Source organism: Spiroplasma sp. SV19 (assembly GCF_030060925.1).
Lineage (GTDB): Bacteria > Bacillota_I > Bacilli_A > Mycoplasmatales > Mycoplasmataceae > Spiroplasma.
Genome location: NZ_CP045455.1, coordinates 362,101 through 387,207 on the forward strand (window position 1 = coordinate 362,101; position 25,107 = coordinate 387,207).

Sequence of the window (25,107 nt, forward strand, 5' to 3'; positions counted from 1 at the left end):
TTTTAAGTAATATTTTTACGACGTAAGATTAAATAAGCACATATTAAAAAAAACCCTGATAAACCTAAATAAATATATAAAATTAAGTTAATGTCTAAAAATGGTTTTGGATCAACATCAATTTTCTTATCATTCCCTAAGGATAACCGAAAATCTTGATAACTCATTAAGTAGTTATTTTGAACACTAAAATCAATGTTGCTTCGTTGCAGTGGTTCAAATCAATATGGAGTATATTTTAAAGAAGCAGTTCAAATTTGGTTTCAATGTTCAATAATATTAAATTTTGAAATTAAACCATAAGTATTCATTAAGTTATCATATTTAATTCACTCATTATTAATTTTTATTGGTTGTTCTTCAAGCAATTTATAGTCCATTATTTTTTTTAAAATATCAATTTCAATTTCACGAAGAACAAAAACTGTTGGAGAGTCAAAATAATCTAAAATCCATTCTCTAAAATCACTACCATTGTTGTAATCTGACAATGTTCCTTTATATTCATTATCTCATTCTGACCGAAAAACATCAGTAGGATTAAATGAATTCCCGTCCGATAATTTTCGATCAACTGTCACTAATTTAGGATCTTTCGGAGCTGATAAGCTATAATATGAAGCATCTGGATTAAAATAAAATAATGATGTTCCACTAAAAAGATTCATTGTAATATAACTTGTTCATGAATCCGCTGCTTTTGAAACAACTTCCATATAATCTGCAAGTTCTTTTTGGATTGGTTGAGTTTGGTCTAGTTGCTGTTGTGGTTTAAAAAAATAATCTGTTGCAAAATTAACTTTCATTGAAACATCTTCCCCAGTTGCCGCTCCAACATTATTAATAATTGCTTTAAGATCTTCAAGTTTGTTATCATAAAGATATTTTGTTGATGAATCTCATGTTTTAAGTTTTTTAATTTCAAAGTCTTCTTCCTTAGGAATAGTTAACCCTAAACTTTTATAAAAATTTAATCGTTTAAGACGTAATGTTGGATCACTGCTAATGTCCTTATAATCATCGTTCTTAAAAACTAAGTTTAAGTCATTATAAGTTCATTGGTTATAAAAGTCTCAAATTGCATTTGTTAAATGCGGATATTTAATTAAATCGTTCTTAAGATTCTTTTTAAAATTAATTGTACTTTTGACGATTGGAACTGGATAATTTTGTGTGATACTGTCATTCGCAAATGTTAATTCAACTTTATCTGCTAAACTCATAATTAATGAATATGGCATCCCACCAACCAAAAACAAACTACAGAAAATAACAACAATTAATAAGACAACTTGTGAGTTTAAAAATGTTACCACAAATAAAATTCCACTTGAAGCAAAAAAGGATAATGTCATTGAATAAATAAATAATTTTAACAATAAATTTTGATAAACGCGTAAATACTCAGGATCGCCATTAAAAACACTGCCTAAATAACCAATTCCAAAAGCAAAAACAATAATTGTTCCTAAAAAAAGAACAATTAAAATTCAAAGCGCAATTAATTTTAATAAAAATAAAACAAAACGCGAGTATGGTTTTGAAATCAATAGTAAATATGTTCCATCTTCAAATTCACGACCAAAAATCTTAATAATCACTAATAAAATAAATAACAATAATAAAATATTATTAAAAATAAAAACTCCATACTGAAAATTCTTAAAAAATTCATAAACATTTTTTGAAGAAGAAAATAAAGTAATGGCAACTGCCCCAAATAAGGCAACTGATAAAATAAATAAAACTCAAACCGCCATTGAACGGCGTATTTTGAAAATTGAAAAAGAAATCAACGACCATCATAAATTTGATTTACCTGATCTTAATGTTCTACTTGTCACCTACACCCCTCAAATCTTTTAATAATTTGCTACACATATATATTATATAACATTTTGATGATTTTTAATACTGATTTTTCACTTCAGAAAAAGAGATAGGAACCAAAAAAACAAATAATATTACCCGTTAGGTAATATTATTTGTGTATCTAATTTTTAAATTATATTTAAAATCTGCTTGAAAATGCGATTGGTCAAAAGCTTGTTCAAAAACATATGGAACAATTTCAATAATCTTATCCTTTTTGTTTTCCTTACTAAATATTCATTGAATTTGTAAATTTTTAACATCCCCATTTTTACGAATTTTAACAATTTCACGATTTGGCAAATATCTTTCATTTAAAGCTGACATTAACATATTTCTTGCGTTTTGTGAAAGGGCAACTGATGCTCCAATCATAGGTAAAAATCCAGTTCATGTTTCAACAATAAATTTTACTGGTTTTTCATATCATTTTAATAATGGTTCAAAATGTTTTTTGAAATTAGTTGTTTCATAAACACCATTCGCCCCTTTGTTTAATTTAGCAACACCGTTAATTTGAACAACATCATTAAGCACCTCTTGTTTAATTTTAACTGCAAGGCGAAGACTAGCTTGACCAGTATAACCCTCTAGTTCGGTGGCATCTAATTGTAAAATAATAATAACTTCTGGTAATGTTTCTTGTTCTTTTTTTAAAGCTATTTTAAGGTTATCATTCTTAAGTAAATCTTGTAATGGAATAGAAACATCTTCTAATTCCAATAATTTTGCTTTAATTAAATTAACTTCTAACTTATCTACTTCAATTAAGTTATTTTTATTTTGAGTAAAATCAAAACTATATTTTGAAATATTAATATCATAGATCTCTTTTTGCTTATCTTTGTTATCGTTATCATCTTGATCATCCTTATTATTATCTTGATCTTGACCATCTTTACTATTGTCATTATCTCGATAATCTTTACTATCATCGTTATCATCCTTGTTATCTTGATCTTTATCATCAACAACCGCAATGTTATCATCTTCAATAATATTAGAGTTAATTAAACTAGTTCGTGTTGACATTCGATGAAATTCATATCCAATTGCACCACCACCAGCTAATAATATTAATAATAAAATAACAAGAACGATTCACACTCAATGATGGATCTTTCTTTTTGGATTCTTAATTTGTAGTAATTGTTGGTTTGAGTTTGCAATTGGATACGATAATGATCCTCCACTTTTGATAGCACCCTTCTGGTTAGTTGCTATCATATCTTTTGCTAACATTTCATTAAAAGCTAAAACTTCCGCAACATGTTCTGGCTTAATACCATTCTCTTTAAAAGGCTTATCCTTTGGTTTCAATAAATTTTGTTTTCAAAACAAAGCATAAAACTTATTACGACATTTAATCGTAAAAATGGTATCAGTCGTAATTGCTTTAATTTCCTTTTCATTATTATACTGGTAAAACATTAAATCATTAATATTATCAGTATCATTGTTTTTAATAGTTGTAATAGTTTGCATTAATTGCTCTAAACATTTATTGCACATTTCTTTGGCAGTATAAAAAATATCTTTTGGCAATATAAAAACCTCCCTTAAATAATTAATTCAAATAAACTTAATAAAAGGGCCTTATATTTTTCTATCATAGTATTTTCTAATACAACAGTTTTCTCTACATATATTATACCATATTTTTAAATAAAAAAAATAAAAAAATTAATTAAAAGTTTTTTTCTCAAAATATTTTTGCTAATTAACTAAAAGTCACTTTAACCTGACCAGTATAATATTTAGAGAGACTACTATAAGCAAAAATTGTTCCCCCTTTTTTATCAGCATCAATCGTTAAATATAAATCATTTAATAATGCACTTAATCGATCTAATTGACTAACAAAGTTAGCGCTAATAAACATCATCATTATTTGCAAAATTGTCACCTTTGGTAATTTCCCTAAATTTGTTGTTAATTTCATTGCTCCTAAGTCCTCTTTTTCAGTTGGGGGAGTCGGTGTTTTGACTGAAAAATGAATATTAACTGAACCATAGTAATCCTTCGCTGGATCATCATGCTCTGTTCAATGGTCCTTGCCTGTTTTTAAAGTAGCACCAGTTTGGTCCTTATTAACTTCAATATTTGGAACTTGACTAATTTGTTGATTTCAAATTTCAGGTGTTTGTGGTCCAATAAAAAATTCACCAAATTTATCTAATTCTGAAATAAGTTGCATATTGTTAAAAACAATTGCGATTAAAATTGTTTTTGGCCGCGCATCATCAATAACTCCTAAATCAATGCTTTTTATTTTATCAGCAAGATTATTAGAAGTTATAACTGTTTTATTAATCTTTAAAGTGTTAACTGTTGTTCCATCATTAAAATTTAACTCATAATTACCATTGCGGTATAAGTCAATTTCTGTTGGTAGTTTTGATTGATTATTAAATTTATAATCTTTTACTAATTGATTAAAATCTCATTTTGATCCCTGAAATAACTGAGCTAACTGTTCTAATAACTTTGGAATTGTCTGTTTTGAATCTTGGGGATTAATTGTTTTAAAATTAATGCCCTCAAAACCAGTTACTTCTAATGGCAATACTGGTGGGTCAACTGGAATATTATTTCAATTATCATTTTTATTGCAACTAATAACTGTTGTCACTGGTGTGATTGTTAAAACACCAATCGTTAAAATTACTAACAATTTTTTCATTCTAATCCCCTTCTTAATCGGCACTCATAATCGCAATTAATGGATTAATGCGATTCATATTAAACCAACTAATTAAATAAGCAATAAAATATAATAATAATCCACTTCCAATTGCAATAATTGGAATAATGATATTCATAAATAATGGAATGACTAAACCAATTCTAATTAAAATCATATTTGAAACGGTTAAGAAGAGACAACCAAAGCCAAAACCAGCAATTGTCATAATGATAATAATCGGAATATACATTCCAATAACTAATTTTGTAATATACCGGTTACGATACCCCAATACTTTCATTGTGGCAATAATTGTTTGGTTTTCAGCAATAACAATATTACTTGTTAAAATAATAATCATAAAACTTAATACAAAGGAAATCCCAATAATAAAGAAAACAACACCATTAACAGCTTTCGCAATATTTCCTAAAATTTCTTTAGCCTGTTCAATTGGCATTAAAGTACCAAAAGCACTATTTGAATATGCAGGATAAGAAATTCCTGTGGCTGGTTTAATTCCCCCATTTAAACCATAAAAACTATAGTCACCAAATAATTGACTTGTTCCTAGTCCTGCTTCAATATCATCAATTTTATTACTATCTGAAAGTTTATAGTTGAAAATAGGATACTCATTTTGAAAGACAGCAATTCAGTTAATACTACTTGAAGTTGTTTTTCAGTATTCAACAAATTTATCTCATAAATAATCATTTCCTGCCGTAGCGGGATGTTGTTGAATAAAAGTTTCTAGTTGGTTTAAACTATTTTCATTTGGTCCTGATAAATGACCTTTGGCAAAAGAAACTGTTCATTCATTTAAGAATAACCGTAATAAATAATTGCGGGTTTTATCATATCCCAACAACTGCTGCGCACGTTCTTCGTTAATTCAAGCCCGAGCAGCACCATATTGGTTAGTAATTCCAACAACTTTAAATTGCTGAGAATTACTTTTATTAGTAATACTATAACTTCCATCCACAATCTTATCGTTTAAAATTGTTGGTCTTGTAAAGTTAGGGTCAGTTACATCAATTTTACTTTCTAAAACATATTCATCTGTCTTATCTAAAACACTATTTTTATATTTATTATCACCATTAAACATTAGTTTTCCAACATGACCGACCTGCCCAGGTCCAGCACCAGTTACATCTTCTGCATTTCATCCTTGTAACACACTATCCGTTGTAATACTACGATCACTTGCCACTAATGCTCTTTGAATAATGCTTGGATCAATATTACTTCCCACCGAAACTCCCAAACGTTTTGCTAATGTTTCATTTAAGACAATGTTATTATTTGATTCAAATAATTTTGGTTTTAAATCTTCCTTATTTTTATTAGTTAATGCTTGATTTTTAAAGCTTTGATTAATTCCATACATTTTAAAATCAATACTATTAATTTCAGCATTAACCATTGTTCCCCGATCATCTGTTAACGGATTAAAAGGAATCACACCAAAAGCTAAGTTAAAATTATTGTTTGGTGTTTTAAAAGCATTTTGCATTTTAATCCGAACTGTCTGTGGTGAACGTGAATAAACACCCTGAATAAAACATTGATTAACATTATCGACAAAATAAGCATAAATTCAGTTATATAAATCATACATTGGTTTTTTTAACCGCGTATTAAAATCACTTCCTGTTCCTGAATCAAGTACATCATAAAATGATGTAGCTAATGGTTGTTCTAATGCTGGTCGAAAATGATTATCATCTAGAACAATAATAGCGTTCCCTTGCCCAAAATCTCTTTTATAATCACCTTGTGTAAACATTTCTTGATTCAAACTATCATCTAAATTAATATTTCCATTCTTGAAATAATTATCTCGTTTAATATTTAAAGCAACAGTATCACGATATTTTCAATAAAATAACCGATAATTTTCTAAAGCACTAATATTTTCTCGTGCTGTTTCTGTTGTTCGTAAATATTGTTCAATTGTTGTTTTTGTCAAACTACTTAAACCATAATCCTTGTAATCAGCTCATGAAGTTGTACAAATTGCTTTTGACAAACCAGGATCCCTTGATTGGAGTTTTTTACTTTCTAAAAACTCTTTTGAAATATTACGATACAATAATGATCGCATATCTTCGGCATTATATGTTGGTGCATAGTTTTCGGGATTAATTTGTCCAGTTTCAAAATCTCGTAAATACTGGTTTAAATCATTTGTCATATTAGTATTTGGCAAAAAACTCTTCGTACTATCTCACGGTTTTTGTGTTGGGTCATAAGTTTTTAAAAATGTTGTTGGTAAATTATAAACTGGACTATTATATTCAACTAATGTCTTATAATTATCTCCTTCATATGAATAACGAATATTGTTTTGCAAAATAATTGGAATTGTTGTCGACATTGTAATCATAATCGTACTAATAATCATTGTTAATGAAACACCAACCATTTTTCCTAATGAATTTGATAATTGTACCGCTTGAAAACGAGCATCAAATGTTTTACGAATAGTAAACATTTTATAAACTGCTTTTTTTAAACGACCATTTGAAAATGTTTTTTCCTTGCGAATTAATTGTAATGGTGTTCGTGACACCATCATAATTGTTCCACTAATCATTGTGACACAAGTTAATAAAAAGAAAATAAATAAAACACAAATTATTAATGCCAACGGTGCAAAAACAAAATTGCCATATGGTAAATTAAAATATGAACCAAATAAGTATTTAATTGTAAATTGACCACTAATTCCACTAGCATAGCCAATAACTCCTCCAATTAAAGCAATCATTAATGGATAAGAAATATAACTTAGGGTTAATACGCGACGGCGATATCCTAATGCTCGTAATAATCCGTTTTGTGGTCCTGTTGCATCAATTTGACGACGAACAACTAAAATTAAGACAAAAAAGGAAATAATTAATAAAACGGTAATTAAAATATATGACCCACTAATAAAAGCATTTAATGTCGTTGTAAAGTAAGTAATTCGTTTTGCAAATTCATAACGATTATCCGTTCGAAAAGTGGCAACTGGTAAGCCAGTTGATAATGTTTTAACATAATATGAATGTAACCCAATATGTTGACCTTGGTCACTATTAAGATAATTATTAATCGTTTGACTATAGACACTCCGGATTTGATCTTTATTAGTTTGACTAAATTTTCCAACATAATAAATTTCGCGATCCAATTGACTTTCTGGAATTAGCACTTGTCTTGTTAAATCTAACGATGTTACTTGATAACGCTGACCTGTGGTATCAGCAACTTCTGTTTCAACTAATCCAAATAAACGTGGATCTAAATAAGCAATTCCCTCGTTATTCATGTTCGGAAATGGATGCGATGCATCAATAATTGGTGTAATATAATCAGCAGAATGCCCAAAACCAACTACCCGAAATCAATTTTCATTACTATATTGTGATGTTGGCAACCATTTATTAATATCTTGGTGCTCATATGGCGTTAAATCAACTTTTTGCAACTCACTATCCGCAACTTTAATTGTTGTTCCATAACGATCTGATTGTAATCTAATAATATCATTAATTTTAATATTATTTTTCTGCGCAAATTGCGGTGTTAAATAAATTCAATGCATTGTTTCACGATTAATTGATTCTCAATATTGCTCATAAAAAGTAATTGGCATCCCAACAGAAACAATAAACCGATCAATTGTTTGTTTTGGATTTAATGTTACCGCTTTGATAATTTTATTATTCCCCAAACTAAATGTTCGTGCTTCAACACGGTCATAAGAAAAACTTTCGGCTCTGTTATTAACTTGTTGTTTAATAAACTCTAAAATAGCATTTTGACGAATATTACCATCAGTAATATTTTCAAACTGATCAGCACCCCCGGTTGGGTTCTTGATATAACTAGTTTGATTAAAATTAACAACAAAATCATGTTGATTACTTACTTGTTCAGAAATAAAATTATTGTAATTATTTTCAACACGTTGTTTTGAAACTTCAATAATTGTAAAAATAAAACTAGTTAAAAACACTAAAATAACTAATCCAACAAACTGAATTTTATTTTTAACTGTGTTTCTAAAATTGTTTTTAAATAATAACTTAAAACCAGGCATTTTTTCACACTCTTTCTTTTATTTTTTAATATTTGAATTTAGTTAAAAATAAAACAGGTGGTGTTGATTGTTTTTTAAATTGTATTAATAATTCTGTTTTTCGTAAATTATCAATCAAACTAGTACATTTAAGAATCCAACGGTCTCGTGCAAAGCCTAACAATAGCATTAATAAAAATGAAAATGGTAACTGTTGATGACAAACAATATTATTTATGAATGTTACTTCTCAAAACATTTGATAACTAGAAAAAATAACATCATTAATGTTTTTTAAATAGCCAATATATAAACGAAATAATAATAACATTACAATAAAACTAAGTGTAAAAATCGCATAAAAAACATAACAAAAAATAACAAGAAAAGAATAGATTGCTTTATAAATAATTATTATTTTTAGTTGCATCATTAATGAAGTCTCACCAAAAAATAAAAGACATGAAATTAAGAAGATATTACTTAATCATAAAATAATAATTTGCCAATTCGAATATAAAATTACTTTTCAAGTAGAAAGCGTTTCTTTTTTAATTTTCTGAAAATTAACTAATATTTGAGCTAAGATTCCAGTAAAAAGAGAAAAATAATACTTGATAAAAATAAATATAATAAATTTAAAGTAATATTTAAAAAACTATAATTATCTTCAAGATTAATAATAGAAAAAGATGATGAGAAAAAGATATATCCTAAGAATATAATAAAGAAAGCATTAATAAATTTTTGATATTTTGTAATAAAATTTATTCTCATTTTCATCACCATAACTTTCATCACATTTTGCTCATTTCATTATAACATTAATATTAAAATAATGTACACCATAAAATTAGCATTATTCCACCAAAAATAGCAACAAAAAAACTATTATTTTACAATAATAGTTTTCTTAATAACATCTCTAATATTATTGATTAATGACATTTGGACGTAGTTTTTCACCTTCATATTTACCAACTAAAATTAAAATTCCACCAATTAAAAATGAAAAAATTAATGAAACAATTCCAGCAGCAATATGTGACTCTGCTTTACCCTTTAAGACAGACGTGCATAACACGATTGGGGCAATTTCTACTGCTCCAATTAGTAAGTAAATAACAGCAGTTAATACCCCTAAACTAGCAAAAATACCAGTTGTCATCATTAACGTTAATAAGGCAAGAATGATAAAAACTCCTAGTATTATTGAAGCTATAATAATTGATAAAATACAACCAGCTCGGCACAAATTATCTGGTTTTTTTCCTTCAAAAGAATTTTCTTGGATATAATTTGGATCCATTTTTATTTAATATCCTCCTTTAATATTTTTATAATTTACAAATCAACAGTATAACTTATTATTACTTTATTTTTGCTTATTGGTTCTTAATATTAAATTAAAGAACAAAGTTAAAACAATTGATAAAAATTAGTTTTTTCATAACTTAATTTGTAATCAAATGTTTGACACGATTAAACTATAACATTTTAACATCAAAAAAGCAATATTTTATTTCTTTAATTATAAAATATTGCTTTTTATTCAATATTATCAACTTAAAATCACTAGGTTAAATGTGACAATCAAAGCCATGATACAATTTGTTTTCCTTAAAGATTTCTTTTATGTCATATTTTTGGCGATAATCAGTGACATCCCCTGTTTCAATTGCGTTAATTGCTGCACGTGCCATAGCATGTGAACTACATAATGTCATTTGAGGGATAGGACCAGAATTTAGTGGTTCATAATATAATGCTCCTGTTAACATTTCATTTAAACCAAACCCAGGACATTCTCCTTTTAAAATTCCTTGTTGTAACCGAAAATCAGAAATAATTGGGAATAAATATTTTTTCGGATTATGAATTGCTTGTTCCACCATTAATCCAAATTCCATATGCGTCCCAGCATCTCATCCATCTAACTCCAAAATAACATAATCCGCGGCAGTTAACCCAGCATAATCTAAGTCAAAAATTGCTTTATTAGTTGGTCGAACTGCTTTGTTTGTTTCAAAATCAACCGGATTACCAATAATAAAATTTGGAAACATTACTCGTAACTGCTCTCCTTCTGCTTTGCGAGTATTTCATTGTGCTTCAGTAAACATACTACCAGCATTATAAATTACTTTTTTATTATCTTGCATTATTATTCTTCTCCTTACTGTTTCTATATTTAAACATTATCATTACAATATTTTATAATTTTTATAAATAAATATTATATTTATTTCAAAAAATAGTTTTATTTTTACATTTTAAAATCAAACTTAATTTAGATTAATTGTATTAATTATTGTCTGGATTTTTTCCTGTTCAATAATTTTATTATTAATATTACCTGTTACAAAAGTTCCGACTGCAATTAAGTCATATCCTAATGCCTTTGCCTCTTTTAAATTTGTTAAATCAATCCCACCAGAAGCCATATATATTTTGTTTGGAAAAAAGGTTTTTATTGTTTGAATAAAATTTAATTTAAAAGCAGTTGCTGGAAAAATCTTAATGATTTCTCAGTCAGCATTAACAATATTAGTTACTTCTTGCAACGTCATTGCTCCTGGAATATATATTAGTCCTTTGCGATGACAAAAATCACTAATAGCACGGTTAAAAATAGGTCCAACTAAAAATTGCGCCCCCGCTTCAGCAGCTTGCATTGCCTCTGTTAATGTTAAAACGGTTCCAGCCCCAATTAAAATTGATGGGTATTTTTTTCGTAATGTTTTAATTAATAATTCAACTTTGGGAATTGTAAAAGTTAATTCTAAACATGTTACTTGCAAATTGATTAACATTTCACAAAATTTTTGTGCAACATTATAATCTTGATTACGAATGACATAAAAAACTTTCTGTTCTAAAATTTTGGCAAAAAGATTCATTGCTTAACCGATATATTTTTTAATTCTTTGAATAATAGCATCTTGATCCAAGCCTTTGTATTTAATAACGGCATCAACACTCCCTGATAAACCATAGTCATTAACACCAATCACCAAACCAGTTTTGCCAACAAATTTATATCAAACATAATCATTAGAAAACTCAATCGCAATTACTTTTGCAAAGTTTTTTGGAAGTACTTTTTCTTGATAGTCCCCCGGTTGTTGTTCAAATAGTTCAACACAAGGCATGGAAACAACACGGATATTTTCGTTAATTGCTTTCGCAGCATTAATTGCGACCGGTACTTCTGTTCCTGTTGCAATAATAATTGCTGTTAATGGTTTTGTCGTATCTTCAGACACAACAATATATCCTCCTTGTAAAGTTTGTTCATAACAAGTCTCTGTTAACTGATATGGTGTATCTTGTCGCGATAAAATTAATGCACTAGGAGTTGACTTTGCTTCAACAGCAAGTTTTAAACAACCAATTGCTTCTTTAATATCTGCTGGACGTAAAACATTTAAATTTGGACAATTCCGTAACATTGCTAATTGTTCAACTGGTTGGTGCGATTTACCATCAAAACCAACCCCAATTGAATCATGTGAATAAGCAAAAATAACAGGTAAATTTTGAATACATGCCATTCTAAGGCATGGTTTCATATAATCAGAAAAAATTAAAAATGTTGAGTTAAAACTTTTTAACCCTTGATGTAATTCAATTCCAATACTAATTGTACCCGCTGCAAATTCACGAACACCAAAATGAATATTATTATTTTGGGGACTATTAATTGTTCATGATCCATTATAACCAATAATCTTTGTGGCTGTACCCAAATCAGCACTCCCACCAAACATATTATTAGAACAGTTTTGTTGATAATGTTTAAAGACATCACCCATAATAATTCGTGTTCCTGCTTTTTTACTTTTATCAGTTGTTAATAACGATTTAAAAGCTGTTAAATCAACAACTGGTGAATTAAATAATTGTGCATATTCTAGTGGGAAAGCAGTTTGATAAGCTGCTAATTTTGTTAATCATCCTTGATATGCTTTTTCACCACGTTTAATAAAAGTATCATTTCAATAAGTTTTGACATCTGGGTCAACATAAAATTGGGGATGTTCAAAATCATAAAAGGTTTGAACTTGTTGCATTTCTTCGGGAGTAAATGGTGATGAATGCATTGGTGAACCTTGTTTTGGGTGACCATAACCAATAATTGTTTTACATTCAATTAAAGTTGGTTTATCACTCTTTTGTGCGACTGATATTGCCTTTTTAATTGCTGTTAAATCCTCATCCGCATTCTCAACAAGAATATAATTTCAATTTTGAGCTTCAAAAAACTGTTGATAATTTACTTTTAAAACTTCCTCACATTTGGTATCTAATTGACAGTCGTTTGAATCATATAACATAATTAACTTATTTAGTTTTCATACTCCAGCTAGCTGGATTGCTTCAAGTGCTCCCCCTTCTTGTAAATCACCGTCACTACACAAAACATAAGTATAATGATCAATAATGTCATATCCTGGTTTATTAAATTTAGCAGCTAAATGTTGTTCAGCTAATGCCATTCCAACCCCATAGCCAACTCCTTGTCCTAATGGTCCCGATGAATTATCAACCCCCGGGGTTACTCCATATTCGGGATGAGCTGGTGTTTTTGAATTAATATGACGATATTTTTTTAAATCATCAATTGTTAAATCATAACCAGCAAAATGTAAAATCGCATACTGCAGCGTTGAAGCATGTCCTGGTGATAAAACAAACCGATCACGATTAATTCAGTCAGGAACAGCTGGGTTAGCAATTAAATTATTTAAATAAATTGCTTGCATCATTGGCGCTGCACTCAAAACAATTCCTGGGTGACCAGTTTTATTATAGATAATTGGATCTAAACCTAAAATTCGTAAGTTACTTAAACTTTTTGTTTCAATATTATTATTTGTATCTTTCATTTACTTTTCCTCCTCATAAATCTAAAATATTACCGATAATTATTTTTAAATTAAACAAAAAACTTTATTATCTATCATTACCAAGTTCTGCATAATAAAGGCCATCTTTTCTGCAAAATTATCATTATCAGCATCAACAACAATGAAATGATAATCATTTTTTAATTCATGATATAAAACCTCATATTGTTCATTTAATTTTTCTCAATAATAGTATGGAGTCTCTAATTCTAATACTCGACCCCGATTATTAACTCGTTCAACAGCTTTTGCTGTGGAAACTTTTAAATAAATAATAACATCAAATCCTAATTTCTGCTTTAAAATTGGGGTAATAACATTTTGAAAAAAACGATTGTAAACTTTAAAATCAACATCATTCATAATTTCTAGCAAATGTGAAACCCGAACAAAAACAGGGTCTTCTAAAATTGTTCGATCAAAGACAGTATTTGTTAAATTATCAATTGCAAAAAATTGTTCAATTCTCGTTGTCAACATATAAATTTGCATCTTAAAGGCAAAACCTTTCATATCCTGATAAAAATCATTAAAATATGGGTTCTCTTCTACGGGTTCTTTAAATAAATTATAATTTAACTGTTGACATAATGCTTCACTAACTTTTGTCTTACCAGCACCAACAGTCCCAAAAACAGCAATTTTCATTTTCTATTCCTTCCTTATGTTATTTAATTAGTTGCGTTGCCGTTGCTAAAGCCAATTGCACCATTGCCATAAAATTATTTTGACGTTCCATTGCCGAAGCTGTTTGTTTTGTCACAAGATTATCAGAAATAGTTAGCAATGTTGCTGCCTGTTTTTTAGTAACAACTGCATTAGCAAACAAAGCATATGATTCCATTTCTACAACATCTAAATTATGTTCTTTGGTAAATGCTAATGAACTATCATAACGATAAAAAACATCAGCAGCATGAGCAATCCCAGTATGTGTTTTAATTCCTTGCGCTACCGCCACTTCTTCAATTGTATTAAATAAGGTCTCACTTGCAGGAATTAGATTTGAATCAATATTTGCAGCAATCTTGGCATAATTACTTTCTCCAAATGCTTCACGAACATTAAAAATATCGTATAATTTTAACTCTGTTTTATAACTACCCGCAGAACCAATACGGATAATATAATCAACATCATAAAATTTAAATAATTCATATGAATAAATCCCAATACTGGGGCAACCCATCCCACTTCCAGCAATTGTAATTTTAACATTTTGATATTTTCCGGTATATATGAACATATTTCGAACTTCATTAACTAACTTATAATCTGTTAAATATTTTTCAGCAATTGCTTTTGCTCGTAATGGATCACCAGGCATTAAAACAACTTTTGCAATGTCTGTTTCTTTTGCATTAATATGTGGTGTCATTTTGTATTTCCTTCCTTTATTTATCCTTTGATTGGATTAACAGTCCTATTAATTAAGTTATTATTTAAAATTTTGGTTTCAACAATAAATTTAAACAAAACGAAAAGGAATATTTTAAGATATTCATATAAGAAATGTTTAATTAACAGTTTTATTTTTATTTCATAAATTAAGTTAATAAAAAAATTAAAATTATAAAGAATTTTAAAATTAATTTTATTAAACTTAAAAATTTTCTAATTATTATATTTTAAATAATGCCTTAATAGGATTATCACTTTAAATTAACAACTAAAAAACGCTTTTTGACGTCTTTCAAATTATTATTTAATAGTTTTTAACTAATAAATAAATTAATTATCCAACCCCAGGGATAATAACTATAAAGGCAGCACTGATAAAATATCAATGTTTTTTAGATCGGTCTACTGGCTCAGTTTCACTTTACTCGCTATTCCTTCTCAAGAAGTATCTTCTCAATGGCATAATGTTAGCTTTCATCCACTTTACAGTTGCTGGGACAGCCTAGGACTTGCACCTAATTCCCGTAACATCCAAAATTGCTTTTTAAAGTTGTTAAAGTAATAATATAAAGTTTATTTTTAAAATGCAAGTTAAAATTAAACTTTTTTGTGAAAACCATACACATTTAAGACCACCTAAATCTTTAAAATTAAATTAGAAGGTTTAAAATGATAGCAAGTATTATTACAGAAAACGAGTTATATAAATTACATCGTGGTTTTAAAAAATGATATGGGCAAGTTGCAGCAACTAAGGAAACAAATTATATTTATAATAATTCATCGAATTATTTTAATTTATGTCATAAATATTATCTTAAAACCCATTCATTAAATCAGTTAATTAAATTATTTTATAGAGAGAAACAAACATTTTACAATTAATCAAACAAAATTAAAGAGTTTTTAAAAAATTCTTATAGTTTTGAGTGATTTAAAAAACATTCAACACAACCAAAAACTATTTATTATGTTTATGATAAATCTTATAAAATGAAAGTAGCACAAATGATTAAAAATTATCGTGAAAATTATGGCACAGGAATTTATGAGTTTTATAATTTAACATTGGCAAATTATTTTACATATCAAAATAAGCCGATTAGACATAATATTAAAACATTAATGAAATGAGATAAAACATTTAATCAATATTTTAAAAATAAACGGAAAAAGAGATTTTATAAACGTTATGAAATGCATGAATTAGGGCATATCCAACATGATGTTAAAGTATTAACTAAAAATATGACGGATATAAAAGAGATTTGTATATTTTTGATTATATTGATGAGAAATCTCGGTATGCAGTAGTTTATGTAACGGAAAGTAAAACACAAGATATTGTGGCAGGACTTTTTCAAAAAGCTTATTTTGAATTTGATAAGATAGGTATTAAAATGAAAAGAATTCGGACAGATAACGGAATTGAATATGTTTATAATCATCGAACAAATTATGCTCATCATAAAAGTGAGTTTACTAAAGCAGTAAATGAAAAAGGAGTTGTTCATCAGACAACTCCAATTCGTTCTCCCCAAAGTAATGGGAAAATTGAAAGATTTCATCGTAATTAAAATAAGTTTTTTGAATATTTACCAAGATATCTTAAAGATATTGATGATATTCGAAAACAAATTGTAATCTTTCTAGATTATTATAACAAAGTTTGACGCCATAAAAGTATAAATCTTTTAACACCTGCCCAAGCTGTGTTAAAATTTTTAAAAGACTAACTGGTCTAAAATGTATATGGTGTATTACACTTTTTGTCTTTTATTAATTGCTTTAATAATGAAAAAATACATTATATTAACTAAAATAAATAAAACATAAGCAATAATAAAAACAATAATGAAAGAAAAAACTAAGTCAAACGCAGAACCAATAATATTCCATACCCCACCTTTAGAGGTTAATAAGGCATAAGGAAAAACAATATCATATGGAATATCCCCCAACAGAGGATCATTTAAATACATTCCAAACCGAAATGATAAATAGACAGTATATAAAACCGGATAAATTAAATAAAGTAAAAAAACTTTTTTAAAATATTGGCGGGGAGTCATTGTTATTTTTTCTTGGTGCATGAATAAATAAATAATCATGAAGATTGGTGTTATTAAATGAAAAAATAATCCCACTAAAAGACCACCAACATTAACTACTTTATTTATTAACATAGTTGGTAAAAGAAAACCCATAAAAGTTAAACAAGTCACACTGATATAAGAAGTAATAGCAATTCTCGTATATTGGTTTTTTCATCAATATTGCGGTTTATTAAACGTCCAGGCTGATGCTAAAAACCAAACTCCTAACAAAAAATTACTTTGATAAGTAAAAAAGCTAAAAAATTGACCTTGAAATAAAATTGGTGAAAAAGGATAATCAATATTTCGTAATCATTTCTGCATAATCATATGGTATAAATAAACAGAAAATAATGTACTAATAATAAGGATTCCCACACATAATTGATAATAAAACCATTTATCTTTAATTACTTTCATTTTTTCTTCCTTTCATTTATTCGATATTAATTATAATAATTCTTAATAAAAAAAGCAATTTTATTGCAAAATAAAAAGCAAGAACTTTCTTGCTTTTTTGGTTATCTTTATTTTTTAGTAAACTCTAATGTAAATAATGTCGATGTTCAACCAGTATAATACACAGCATTATTTGTTCCAAATGTTAAGTCAAAATTTCATACTGCACCACGACGTAATGAAAAGGTATCTTTTGTGCTATTTAAAGTAAGATTATGTTCTCGTTTTACTCAATTACCTGTTGTAAAAATATCTAATCATGATAAGTTTTTTGCATCAGCAGACGCCTTAAAATCATCAATTAAAATTCTTAAAACTTTTCGATAATTATATTCTGATAAAGCTAAAATTTTATTAAATGCCGTTTCACTAAGATGAAAAACTCCCGAATTTTTATTTGATTCAATACGGAAATACTTATAAAAAGCTGTTACTAATTTCCCATATTCCATTAATTTATTATTTAAACCATCTTTTGTAATTTGAATTTGCACTGTTAATGCTTCTCCACCATTTATAACTACCCCCGATAATGGCAGTCCAGCAATTTGAATTTTCGATAAATTTACATTAAAAGAAGCTAAATTTAAATTTTTATCAGTATTAAAAATATCAACTAATGAACGATAAAATTTAACAAAATTTTCTGGCGTAATTTGATATGGTTGATAACCCATCCCTGCTCAAACATAAGAAGCTGTTGATTCTTTTACAAAATCAACTCCATTTGTTTTATTATTAATTGCACTCATTAATAATGTTAATAATGATATTGAACTATTATATTTAATACTGCCAATAAGGTCTTTTAAATCAGCATCATTAGCAAGTGCGGTTTGCAATTTAGTAAAAATAATGTTATCCAAATCAGCAAAACCTGCAGTATAATTAACATTAAAATTATCATAAATTGGTTTAAAATCATTATTCTTGTCAATTTGGAATGTTCCCTCAGTATTAAAGAATTTAACAATTACTTTTGAAATTTTTTGAACAACACCATTTAAAATATCTTTCACAGCCGTTGGATTATCAGTAATCACATATTGAATAAAATAACTAGAAGTAGTTGAGATCTCTTTAAACTTAACTGTAAAACTAAAACTAAAATCTAACCGAACTGCCTTAGCATTTTTCACAGTCGGATTCTGAAATAAATCTGCTATTTTTTTGGTATTAATAAAATTTAAATTATATTTGAAACTTTCTTCAGATAAAATAATTGGTTTAGTATCAATATAATAATTTGAATATTCATTAATAATTTCCTGACTATTGTTATTAAAAACTGCCATAAAACTAGTTTTCAAAATTTGCAACGCCGACATAACTTTTGGATCCTTTTGATCTAACTCTTTACTTGGTGTTGTTTCATTAACAATAGTATATAACTCATCAAATGTTGTTTGATAATTTGTACTATCAATTGTGTTTTTAGTACTCGCATATTCTAAAAATGCATTTGAAACTTGTTGTGAAATTTTATTTAAAGTTTCTAAATCTTTTGTTGCCCCAGTATTTGAGTCATCTGGTTCTTCTTGCTGTTGACGACAACCAACAATTGTACTAGCCCCAGTTACGCTAAAAGCAGAAATCCCCAATAACGCCATTAATTTTTTCATTTCTTTGTCTCCTTTTTATTATATTTTTGCTATATAATTTTTATTATGACAAAAAAAAAAAAAAAAGCAATAGGTACTGACTTAGAAAATAATTAATTATGTGTGATTGCGAGATGGATGTGTACCAAAAAAAAAAAAAAAAAAAAGATAAATACTATTTGAAAAGAATTGTTTAACCTAAAGCAACACAAAAACAACTACTTGCGGAACACAGTTAATTAAAAACCAAAAAATAAAATGTGTAACTAAAGTTATTTTTAATTACACATTCCAAATATAAACTAATGAAAACTATAAAATATGTTTCTATGTTTGCTTAAAAATAAACTGCTATAGTTTTAGTTTTAAGCACTACCATTATAACAAAAAAAAAAAAAAAAAAACTGTTTTGACCAAAAAAATAATTTATTTTGTTTTGCTTCCTTACTAAAAATCCGGACACATAACTAACTTAATTATTTATAGTATATTTAAAATGATAAGGAAATAAAAATTCTTCATTTAATAATTTTTAATAACTTCTTGTAATGTTGTTCGTCGTTTTTGTGGTAAATTATTGACTCCTCGCAAAAAAGCAGTTTGTTCGCCAATTAAATATAAATTTGTTTTTGCCCGTGTAACTGCCGTATATATTAAATTTCGTTTTAACATAATTCAAAAACTTTTGGTAATAACAAAAATAATATTATCATATTCACTACCCTGTAATTTATGAACACTACATGCATAAGCTAAAGCAATATCATAATACATTTCTTTCGTATATTCAACAATATTGTCATATTTTATTAGTAAAACATCATTAAGGTTTTTATCTTTTTTAATATCAACAATAATACCAACATCACCATTATAAATTTCTAATTCTGGTCGATTTTTTAATTGCATTACTTTATCATTAACCCGAAAAATTCGATGACCAATTTTAATTTCTTTTTGACCATAAGAACGATTTAGTTTATCTTGTAAATAAGTATTTAACATGTTAATTCCAACAGGGCCATTATACATTGGTGCAATTACTTGAATTGCATTATAATCCCCTGCTTTTTCTTCATTTAGTTTTTGATATAAATTACCAATTGTTGTTAATAACAAATGTGGGTCAGTTTCCTCAATAAAAGTTAAGTCTCTTTTATTTAATAAATCATATTCAAAATGGTCTTGTTCAATCGCATAACTTAATTCCAAAATATCATTTCCCGCTTCTTGGCGATAAACTTCTTCCAACTTAATAACATTAAAAACATCACTCTGAATAATATCTCGCAAAATATCGCCACAAGCAACTGAAGGTAACTGATTTGGATCACCAATTAAAATTAATTTCCGCAAATTTAAACCAACTTTGGCGATTTGTGATAATAATAAACTATCAACCATACTAACTTCATCTAAAATTAAAATGTCATTTTCCAACGGATTACTTTCATTATAAAAAAACTGGTTTGTAATAGCATCATATTTTAATAATTTATGAATTGTTAACGCTTTTTGACCAGTTTTTTCTCGTAACCGTTTTGCTGCTTTACCCGTTGGAGCCGCCAACACAATTTTTGATTGTGAATAGACTTTTTTTAAAATACTGACAATTCCATCAACAACTGTTGTTTTTCCAGTTCCCGGTCCACCAATAATTACTAAAAAATTAGAACGAACAGCTGCTTTAATCGCCTTTGTTTGATTTGCATTGTAACTTATTTGTTTCTTAGCTGTTAATTCTTGCACCTGGCTTGCTAATTTTTCTTCATCATATTGTTCAATGGAATTTAAACTGCCTAACATTGTGGCAATATTTAATTCACTATGATATATTTCAGCAACATAAATTTTATCATTTTTAAAAATTAATAAATTAATTTCCTTACTATATTTTAATCCCATTAAAATAGACTCTTTTGTTAAATTATTAAAATGTTTTTGTAAAATGACTGTTAATTCATCTAATGTTAAATAAGTATCACCAGTATTATTACAAAATTCTTTTGCTAAATACCAAGCATAATATCCAATTCGAATATTACTAAGTGGGTTTTGTTCAAATGCTAAATAAATTTTATCAATTGTCCGAAACGAAATGTTATCTTTTAATAACAATGAATAAGGATCTTTTGTTAGTAAAGCATAAATTTGATCAACATTGTATTTTGCTTTTAATAATGATAAAACTTGTAGAGACAATCCTTTTTGGTTAAATTGATGGTTTAATTCATCATCGCGACTCATTTCCTGAAATGATTTTGCAATAATAGCGGCCTGTTTAGAAGTAACACCTGGAATTTGTTTTAATTGTGAGATATTTTCCTTAATCTTACTAACCACATCGTTTTGATAATAATCAATAATAAGCTGTGCTGTTTTTGGCCCAATCGTTGGAAACAAGCTACTTGTTAAATATTTTAAAACTTCATCATTACTTTGGGGCGCAATTTGCTTTAATTCTTTTACTTCAAAGTTTTCCCCATATCGCTCATTATAAACAAATTCGCCTGTTAATTCATATAATTGATCAGGTTGTAAAACTGATAAAAAACCTTTAATAAAAATAAAGTGGGTCTTATCTTTCTCTAATTGAAATTTACAAATTCGATAACCATTTTTTGATTCAAAAACAATTAATTTTAAATAACCTCGTATCTTCTCAACCATCACAATAATCCTTCCTTATAAATAACATAGTTTTTGATCATCTAAATAAACTTCATCAATTATTCCCCCACCAAGACAAACAACACCATTATAAAAAACAGCAGCTTGTCCAGGAGTGATTGCTTTAACTCTACTTTCAAAATGAACAAGACATTTATCTTCACTTAAAACTGTTACTTTAACGGGAATATCTTTCTGACGATAACGAAATTTTGCCGTACAATTGAAATTGTCAGATTTAAGGGTATTGATTCAATTCAAATCTGTTACAAGACAACTAGTTGAATATAATCATTTTTCTTCACTGCTTTTAGCAACATATAAAATATTTTTTGTAACATTTTTACCAGCAACAAAATAAGGTTCTGTCATCCCCCCTAAATTTAGCCCTCGTCGTTGACCAATTGTGTAGTACATAATCCCATTATGAGTTCCTACAACTTCCTTTGTTTCAATATCAACAATTTCACCATTTTGGTTGGGAATATAATTTTGTAAGAAACTTTTAAAATCACGTTCCCCAATAAAACAAATTCCCGTTGAATCTTTTTTATTTGCTGTGATTAAATTCTGTGCATTAGCAATTGCCCGCACTTCTTTTTTCGTTAAATCTCCCAATGGAAAAATTGTTTTTGCTAATTGTTGTTGATTTAACTGACTTAAAAAATAAGTCTGATCTTTATCACTATCAACTCCGCGTAACAATTGATATTCATTTATTTCTTCATTAAATCGTACTCGGGCATAATGTCCCATTGCAATAAAATCAGCTTGATAGTTATTAATAGCATATTTTAGAAAATAATCAAATTTAATATATTTATTACATAAAATATCTGGATTTGGTGTTCGTCCCCGTTGATACTCACTAATAAAATATTTAAAAACATATTCTCAATATTCTTTAATAAAATCAACTCGATGTAATGGCACATTTAAAGCAATACTAACTTTAACAGCATCATCATAATCAACTTCTTGCGGGCAAATCTCATTATTAATTGCTTTATTTCCTAAAATATCATTATTTAATTGACTATCTCAATTTCGCATAAATAGTCCTTCAACTTGATAACCTGCTTGTTGCAATAAATATAAGCTAACAGAAGAGTCAACACCCCCCGATAAGCCAACAACAACTTTTTCCATTTCTATTCACTTCCCTTATTAATAATTAGTCATATAAATTAGCAATATTATTTTAACATTAAAACACTAAGTTTAAAAAACTTAGTGCGGTCTTTTTTGAAGTTTTAAGTATAAAATTCCTATTAACATTAAGATATTTGCTAATATTAAAAAACCATAACTAATAATTTGCATAATATTACTTGTTAAAACAAAATTATTATTCTTATAAAAATAACCGTATAAGGCAATTCCAATGAAACTTCCTAAAAACAATAAACCAAAGGGTAAAAAAAGATACAACTGAATTTTAAAATTAGAAACTACACAAAACGGTAAAATAATTATAATGGCATAAATGCTAAGGAAGATAATCATAAACACGCGATTGGCCAAAAGATAATCCTGGTTAGTTTGAATAAAATTAAATTTTCCAAAAGTTATTGTAGCAAAATTATATAAGTCTAATGATGAATTATTAATCCAATTATTAAATATTAAAAAAGCACTACATAAAATAATTAGACCAACAACTGCCATAATCCGAGCAGTTAAGATAATTGGATTACGTCATGTGATAATATTATTTTTTTTTATTTTACTAATTCGTTGTCTTCCGTTTGGTAGTAATTGGATTTTATAACTATTACTAAAAACGGTTGCTGGTTGAACATGATTTGTTTGATGTTCTTGGTTTAGATTTTCATCATTAAGATTTTCTTGCTTCTTTTGCTTCTTTGCTCGTATTCGCTTCATTTTAGCATTTATCACTGGGTTTGTCGCTTTCGTCGCAGGTAGTGGCGAATCAAATAAACTAGCATAAAAATTATTGATTCGATAACTCCCGACTGGTTCATCAATTTCAATTGTGCGCGGTGTTTCTACATCATCTTTTGGAAGCACTGGTAAAGGTGCTATCTTTTCTTCTCGCACAGTTGTTTCTTCTTGATGATAATATTTATTAGTAGTATGATCAAGGCCTAAATTTGGTCGCTTTGTAATATCTCATTCCATAACATCAAGTTCATCATAAACTTCCGAACCACGAGCGGTTGAAACTTTTATATTCATACCTTTTTCTACGGGTTTAACAACTGATTGTTCAGGTTCACTTGATTGCTCAAATTTCATTTCTTCTTTAATTAAATTTATCTTACTAACAAAAGGTAGCTGTGATTTTTTTCCAGAAGAACTTGCTATGTTTTGCGTTTTATTATTATAACTTTGCGTTACAATAATGTCTTTTTTAGGAGTTGGATTTACAGTGGTAATTTTAGGAAAATGTGCTGTCAAAATTGATTTTGGTTTTGAAATAGTTTCATCCTGTTCAACGGGCGCAATTATCTTACTGGGTTCTTTGTGTGCTGTTTTTTGCATAATTTTTTGAGCAATAGCACGTGCTTGTTCTTTTAATGCTGCACGATCAACATCAATCCGGTCATCCCTACTAATAGCACGATGTGGACTATTATTATTAAAATGGATTAAATCAACCTTATTAGTTATTATTGGTGGTTCTTGTAAATGGTTATCATTATGGAAAGGTGCTTTTTCATCAAATGTTGTTTTAATTTTATCTAAGCGTTGATAAAAATTTGTTTTTTCTTGTTCCAACTTTTCTGCTTGTGTATGCAAAACTCTTAAAGCATCAGGATTATCAAGATTTAAATTTAATTCACGGCATTGTGTTAATGGTGAAAGGTAATTTTGTTCAATTATTTGTTCTGAAACAGATGGTTTTATTGCAAAATAGCCATTATTAAAAAAATGACTATTTTCACCACTAAAAAAATGCGATTTAGTAATTAAAGAAGGCTCTTGATAACTAGAATGTCGATTGTTACGAAGGCCTTGTTTAATTGGTTTAATCTTTAAAATTTTAATGTCATTGCTCTTCATTATTTAGCACCCACTTTAACTAACCCCAAAACTCTATGTATTAATTATATCCTAAAATCACTAAAAAATAAAGGGTTATTAGTAATTCACCGCTTAAAAGTTGGAATAAAGTAAGTGTTTGTTTAAGAAACATAAATTTAATGTTTTTGATGGATAAAAATATCAAGCAAGACTTTTCCCCTTATGTTAATTATATTTCATCACTGGTATGCTATTTTTACAACAACAAAAAAACTAATCATTTTCTCTTTTTGCTCTTCTGCTAATTTTGACATAATAAAAACCACTTTTCTAATTTAATTCTAAC

The 25,107-nt window shown here is 27.7% G+C and carries 20 protein-coding genes and 1 riboswitch; of the genes, 3 read left to right on the forward strand and 17 right to left on the reverse strand.

What is annotated here, in order from left to right; all coding sequences use genetic code 4:
* Positions 1-2 precede the first annotated feature (2 nt).
* The 11 genes from E7Y35_RS01725 to deoD form a co-directional block, all read right to left on the reverse strand.
* A complete protein-coding gene (locus tag E7Y35_RS01725) occupies positions 3-1,844 on the reverse strand; it encodes an ABC transporter permease (RefSeq protein WP_283272630.1) in 1,842 nt (613 codons plus the stop codon).
* Between the two features lie 127 nt (positions 1,845-1,971).
* A complete protein-coding gene (locus E7Y35_RS01730) occupies positions 1,972-3,417 on the reverse strand; it encodes a hypothetical protein (RefSeq protein WP_283272633.1) in 1,446 nt (481 codons plus the stop codon).
* 175 nt (positions 3,418-3,592) lie between these two features.
* Positions 3,593-4,555, reverse strand: a complete 963-nt coding sequence (locus E7Y35_RS01735) for a hypothetical protein (RefSeq protein WP_283272634.1) — start codon at positions 4,553-4,555, stop codon at positions 3,593-3,595.
* A gap of 13 nt (positions 4,556-4,568) precedes the next feature.
* A complete protein-coding gene (locus E7Y35_RS01740; protein WP_283272635.1) occupies positions 4,569-8,657 on the reverse strand; it encodes an FtsX-like permease family protein in 4,089 nt (1,362 codons plus the stop codon).
* 25 nt (positions 8,658-8,682) lie between these two features.
* The gene (locus E7Y35_RS01745; RefSeq protein WP_283272636.1) at positions 8,683-9,069 is read right to left on the reverse strand and encodes a hypothetical protein; all 387 of its coding nucleotides are present in this window, start codon (positions 9,067-9,069) and stop codon (positions 8,683-8,685) included.
* Positions 9,070-9,567: 498 nt separating this feature from the next.
* On the reverse strand, positions 9,568-9,945 hold the full coding sequence (locus tag E7Y35_RS01750) for a hypothetical protein (RefSeq protein WP_283272637.1): 378 nt from the start codon (positions 9,943-9,945) through the stop codon (positions 9,568-9,570).
* Between the two features lie 271 nt (positions 9,946-10,216).
* On the reverse strand, positions 10,217-10,798 hold the full coding sequence (locus tag E7Y35_RS01755; protein ID WP_283272638.1) for a TIR domain-containing protein: 582 nt from the start codon (positions 10,796-10,798) through the stop codon (positions 10,217-10,219).
* A gap of 123 nt (positions 10,799-10,921) precedes the next feature.
* Complete coding sequence (locus tag E7Y35_RS01760) at positions 10,922-11,536, reverse strand: bifunctional 4-hydroxy-2-oxoglutarate aldolase/2-dehydro-3-deoxy-phosphogluconate aldolase (RefSeq protein ID WP_283272639.1); 615 nt, start codon at positions 11,534-11,536, stop codon at positions 10,922-10,924.
* 3 nt (positions 11,537-11,539) lie between these two features.
* Positions 11,540-13,525, reverse strand: coding sequence for a transketolase (tkt, locus tag E7Y35_RS01765; RefSeq protein ID WP_283272640.1), 1,986 nt, complete (start codon positions 13,523-13,525; stop codon positions 11,540-11,542).
* Positions 13,526-13,570: 45 nt separating this feature from the next.
* Entirely contained in the window at positions 13,571-14,194 is a 624-nt protein-coding gene (locus tag E7Y35_RS01770) for a deoxynucleoside kinase (protein ID WP_283272641.1), read from the reverse strand.
* A gap of 19 nt (positions 14,195-14,213) precedes the next feature.
* Positions 14,214-14,924, reverse strand: a complete 711-nt coding sequence (gene deoD, locus E7Y35_RS01775; RefSeq protein WP_283272642.1) for a purine-nucleoside phosphorylase — start codon at positions 14,922-14,924, stop codon at positions 14,214-14,216.
* Positions 14,925-15,325: 401 nt separating this feature from the next.
* A riboswitch (cobalamin riboswitch) is annotated at positions 15,326-15,497 on the reverse strand.
* Positions 15,498-15,616: 119 nt separating this feature from the next.
* On the opposite strand from deoD, the gene E7Y35_RS01780 reads away from it, so the two are divergent.
* The 3 genes from E7Y35_RS01780 (at position 15,617) to E7Y35_RS01790 (ending at position 16,524) form a co-directional block, all read left to right on the forward strand.
* On the forward strand, positions 15,617-15,832 hold the full coding sequence (locus E7Y35_RS01780; RefSeq protein WP_283272643.1) for a hypothetical protein: 216 nt from the start codon (positions 15,617-15,619) through the stop codon (positions 15,830-15,832).
* A 108-nt stretch (positions 15,833-15,940) separates the two neighbouring features.
* A complete protein-coding gene (locus E7Y35_RS01785; RefSeq protein WP_283272644.1) occupies positions 15,941-16,261 on the forward strand; it encodes a hypothetical protein in 321 nt (106 codons plus the stop codon).
* A complete protein-coding gene (locus tag E7Y35_RS01790; RefSeq protein WP_283272645.1) occupies positions 16,216-16,524 on the forward strand; it encodes a DDE-type integrase/transposase/recombinase in 309 nt (102 codons plus the stop codon). Before E7Y35_RS01785 ends, E7Y35_RS01790 begins: the two co-directional genes overlap by 46 nt.
* A gap of 183 nt (positions 16,525-16,707) precedes the next feature.
* Here E7Y35_RS01790 and E7Y35_RS01795 read toward each other — a convergent pair whose 3' ends face one another.
* From E7Y35_RS01795 to E7Y35_RS01820, 6 genes are all read right to left on the reverse strand, one after another.
* Entirely contained in the window at positions 16,708-17,463 is a 756-nt protein-coding gene (locus E7Y35_RS01795) for a hypothetical protein (protein ID WP_283272646.1), read from the reverse strand.
* Positions 17,464-17,570: 107 nt separating this feature from the next.
* Positions 17,571-19,124 (reverse strand): hypothetical protein, encoded by a 1,554-nt coding sequence (locus tag E7Y35_RS01800; RefSeq protein ID WP_283272647.1) that lies wholly within the window; start codon positions 19,122-19,124, stop codon positions 17,571-17,573.
* 501 nt (positions 19,125-19,625) lie between these two features.
* A complete protein-coding gene (recD2, locus tag E7Y35_RS01805) occupies positions 19,626-21,773 on the reverse strand; it encodes an SF1B family DNA helicase RecD2 (RefSeq protein WP_283272648.1) in 2,148 nt (715 codons plus the stop codon).
* Positions 21,774-21,788: 15 nt separating this feature from the next.
* Complete coding sequence (gene mnmA, locus E7Y35_RS01810; RefSeq protein ID WP_283272649.1) at positions 21,789-22,922, reverse strand: tRNA 2-thiouridine(34) synthase MnmA; 1,134 nt, start codon at positions 22,920-22,922, stop codon at positions 21,789-21,791.
* An 81-nt stretch (positions 22,923-23,003) separates the two neighbouring features.
* Positions 23,004-24,800 (reverse strand): ABC transporter permease, encoded by a 1,797-nt coding sequence (locus E7Y35_RS01815; protein WP_283272650.1) that lies wholly within the window; start codon positions 24,798-24,800, stop codon positions 23,004-23,006.
* A 137-nt stretch (positions 24,801-24,937) separates the two neighbouring features.
* Positions 24,938-25,075, reverse strand: a complete 138-nt coding sequence (locus E7Y35_RS01820; RefSeq protein ID WP_283272651.1) for a hypothetical protein — start codon at positions 25,073-25,075, stop codon at positions 24,938-24,940.
* Between the last annotated feature and the right edge of the window lie 32 nt (positions 25,076-25,107).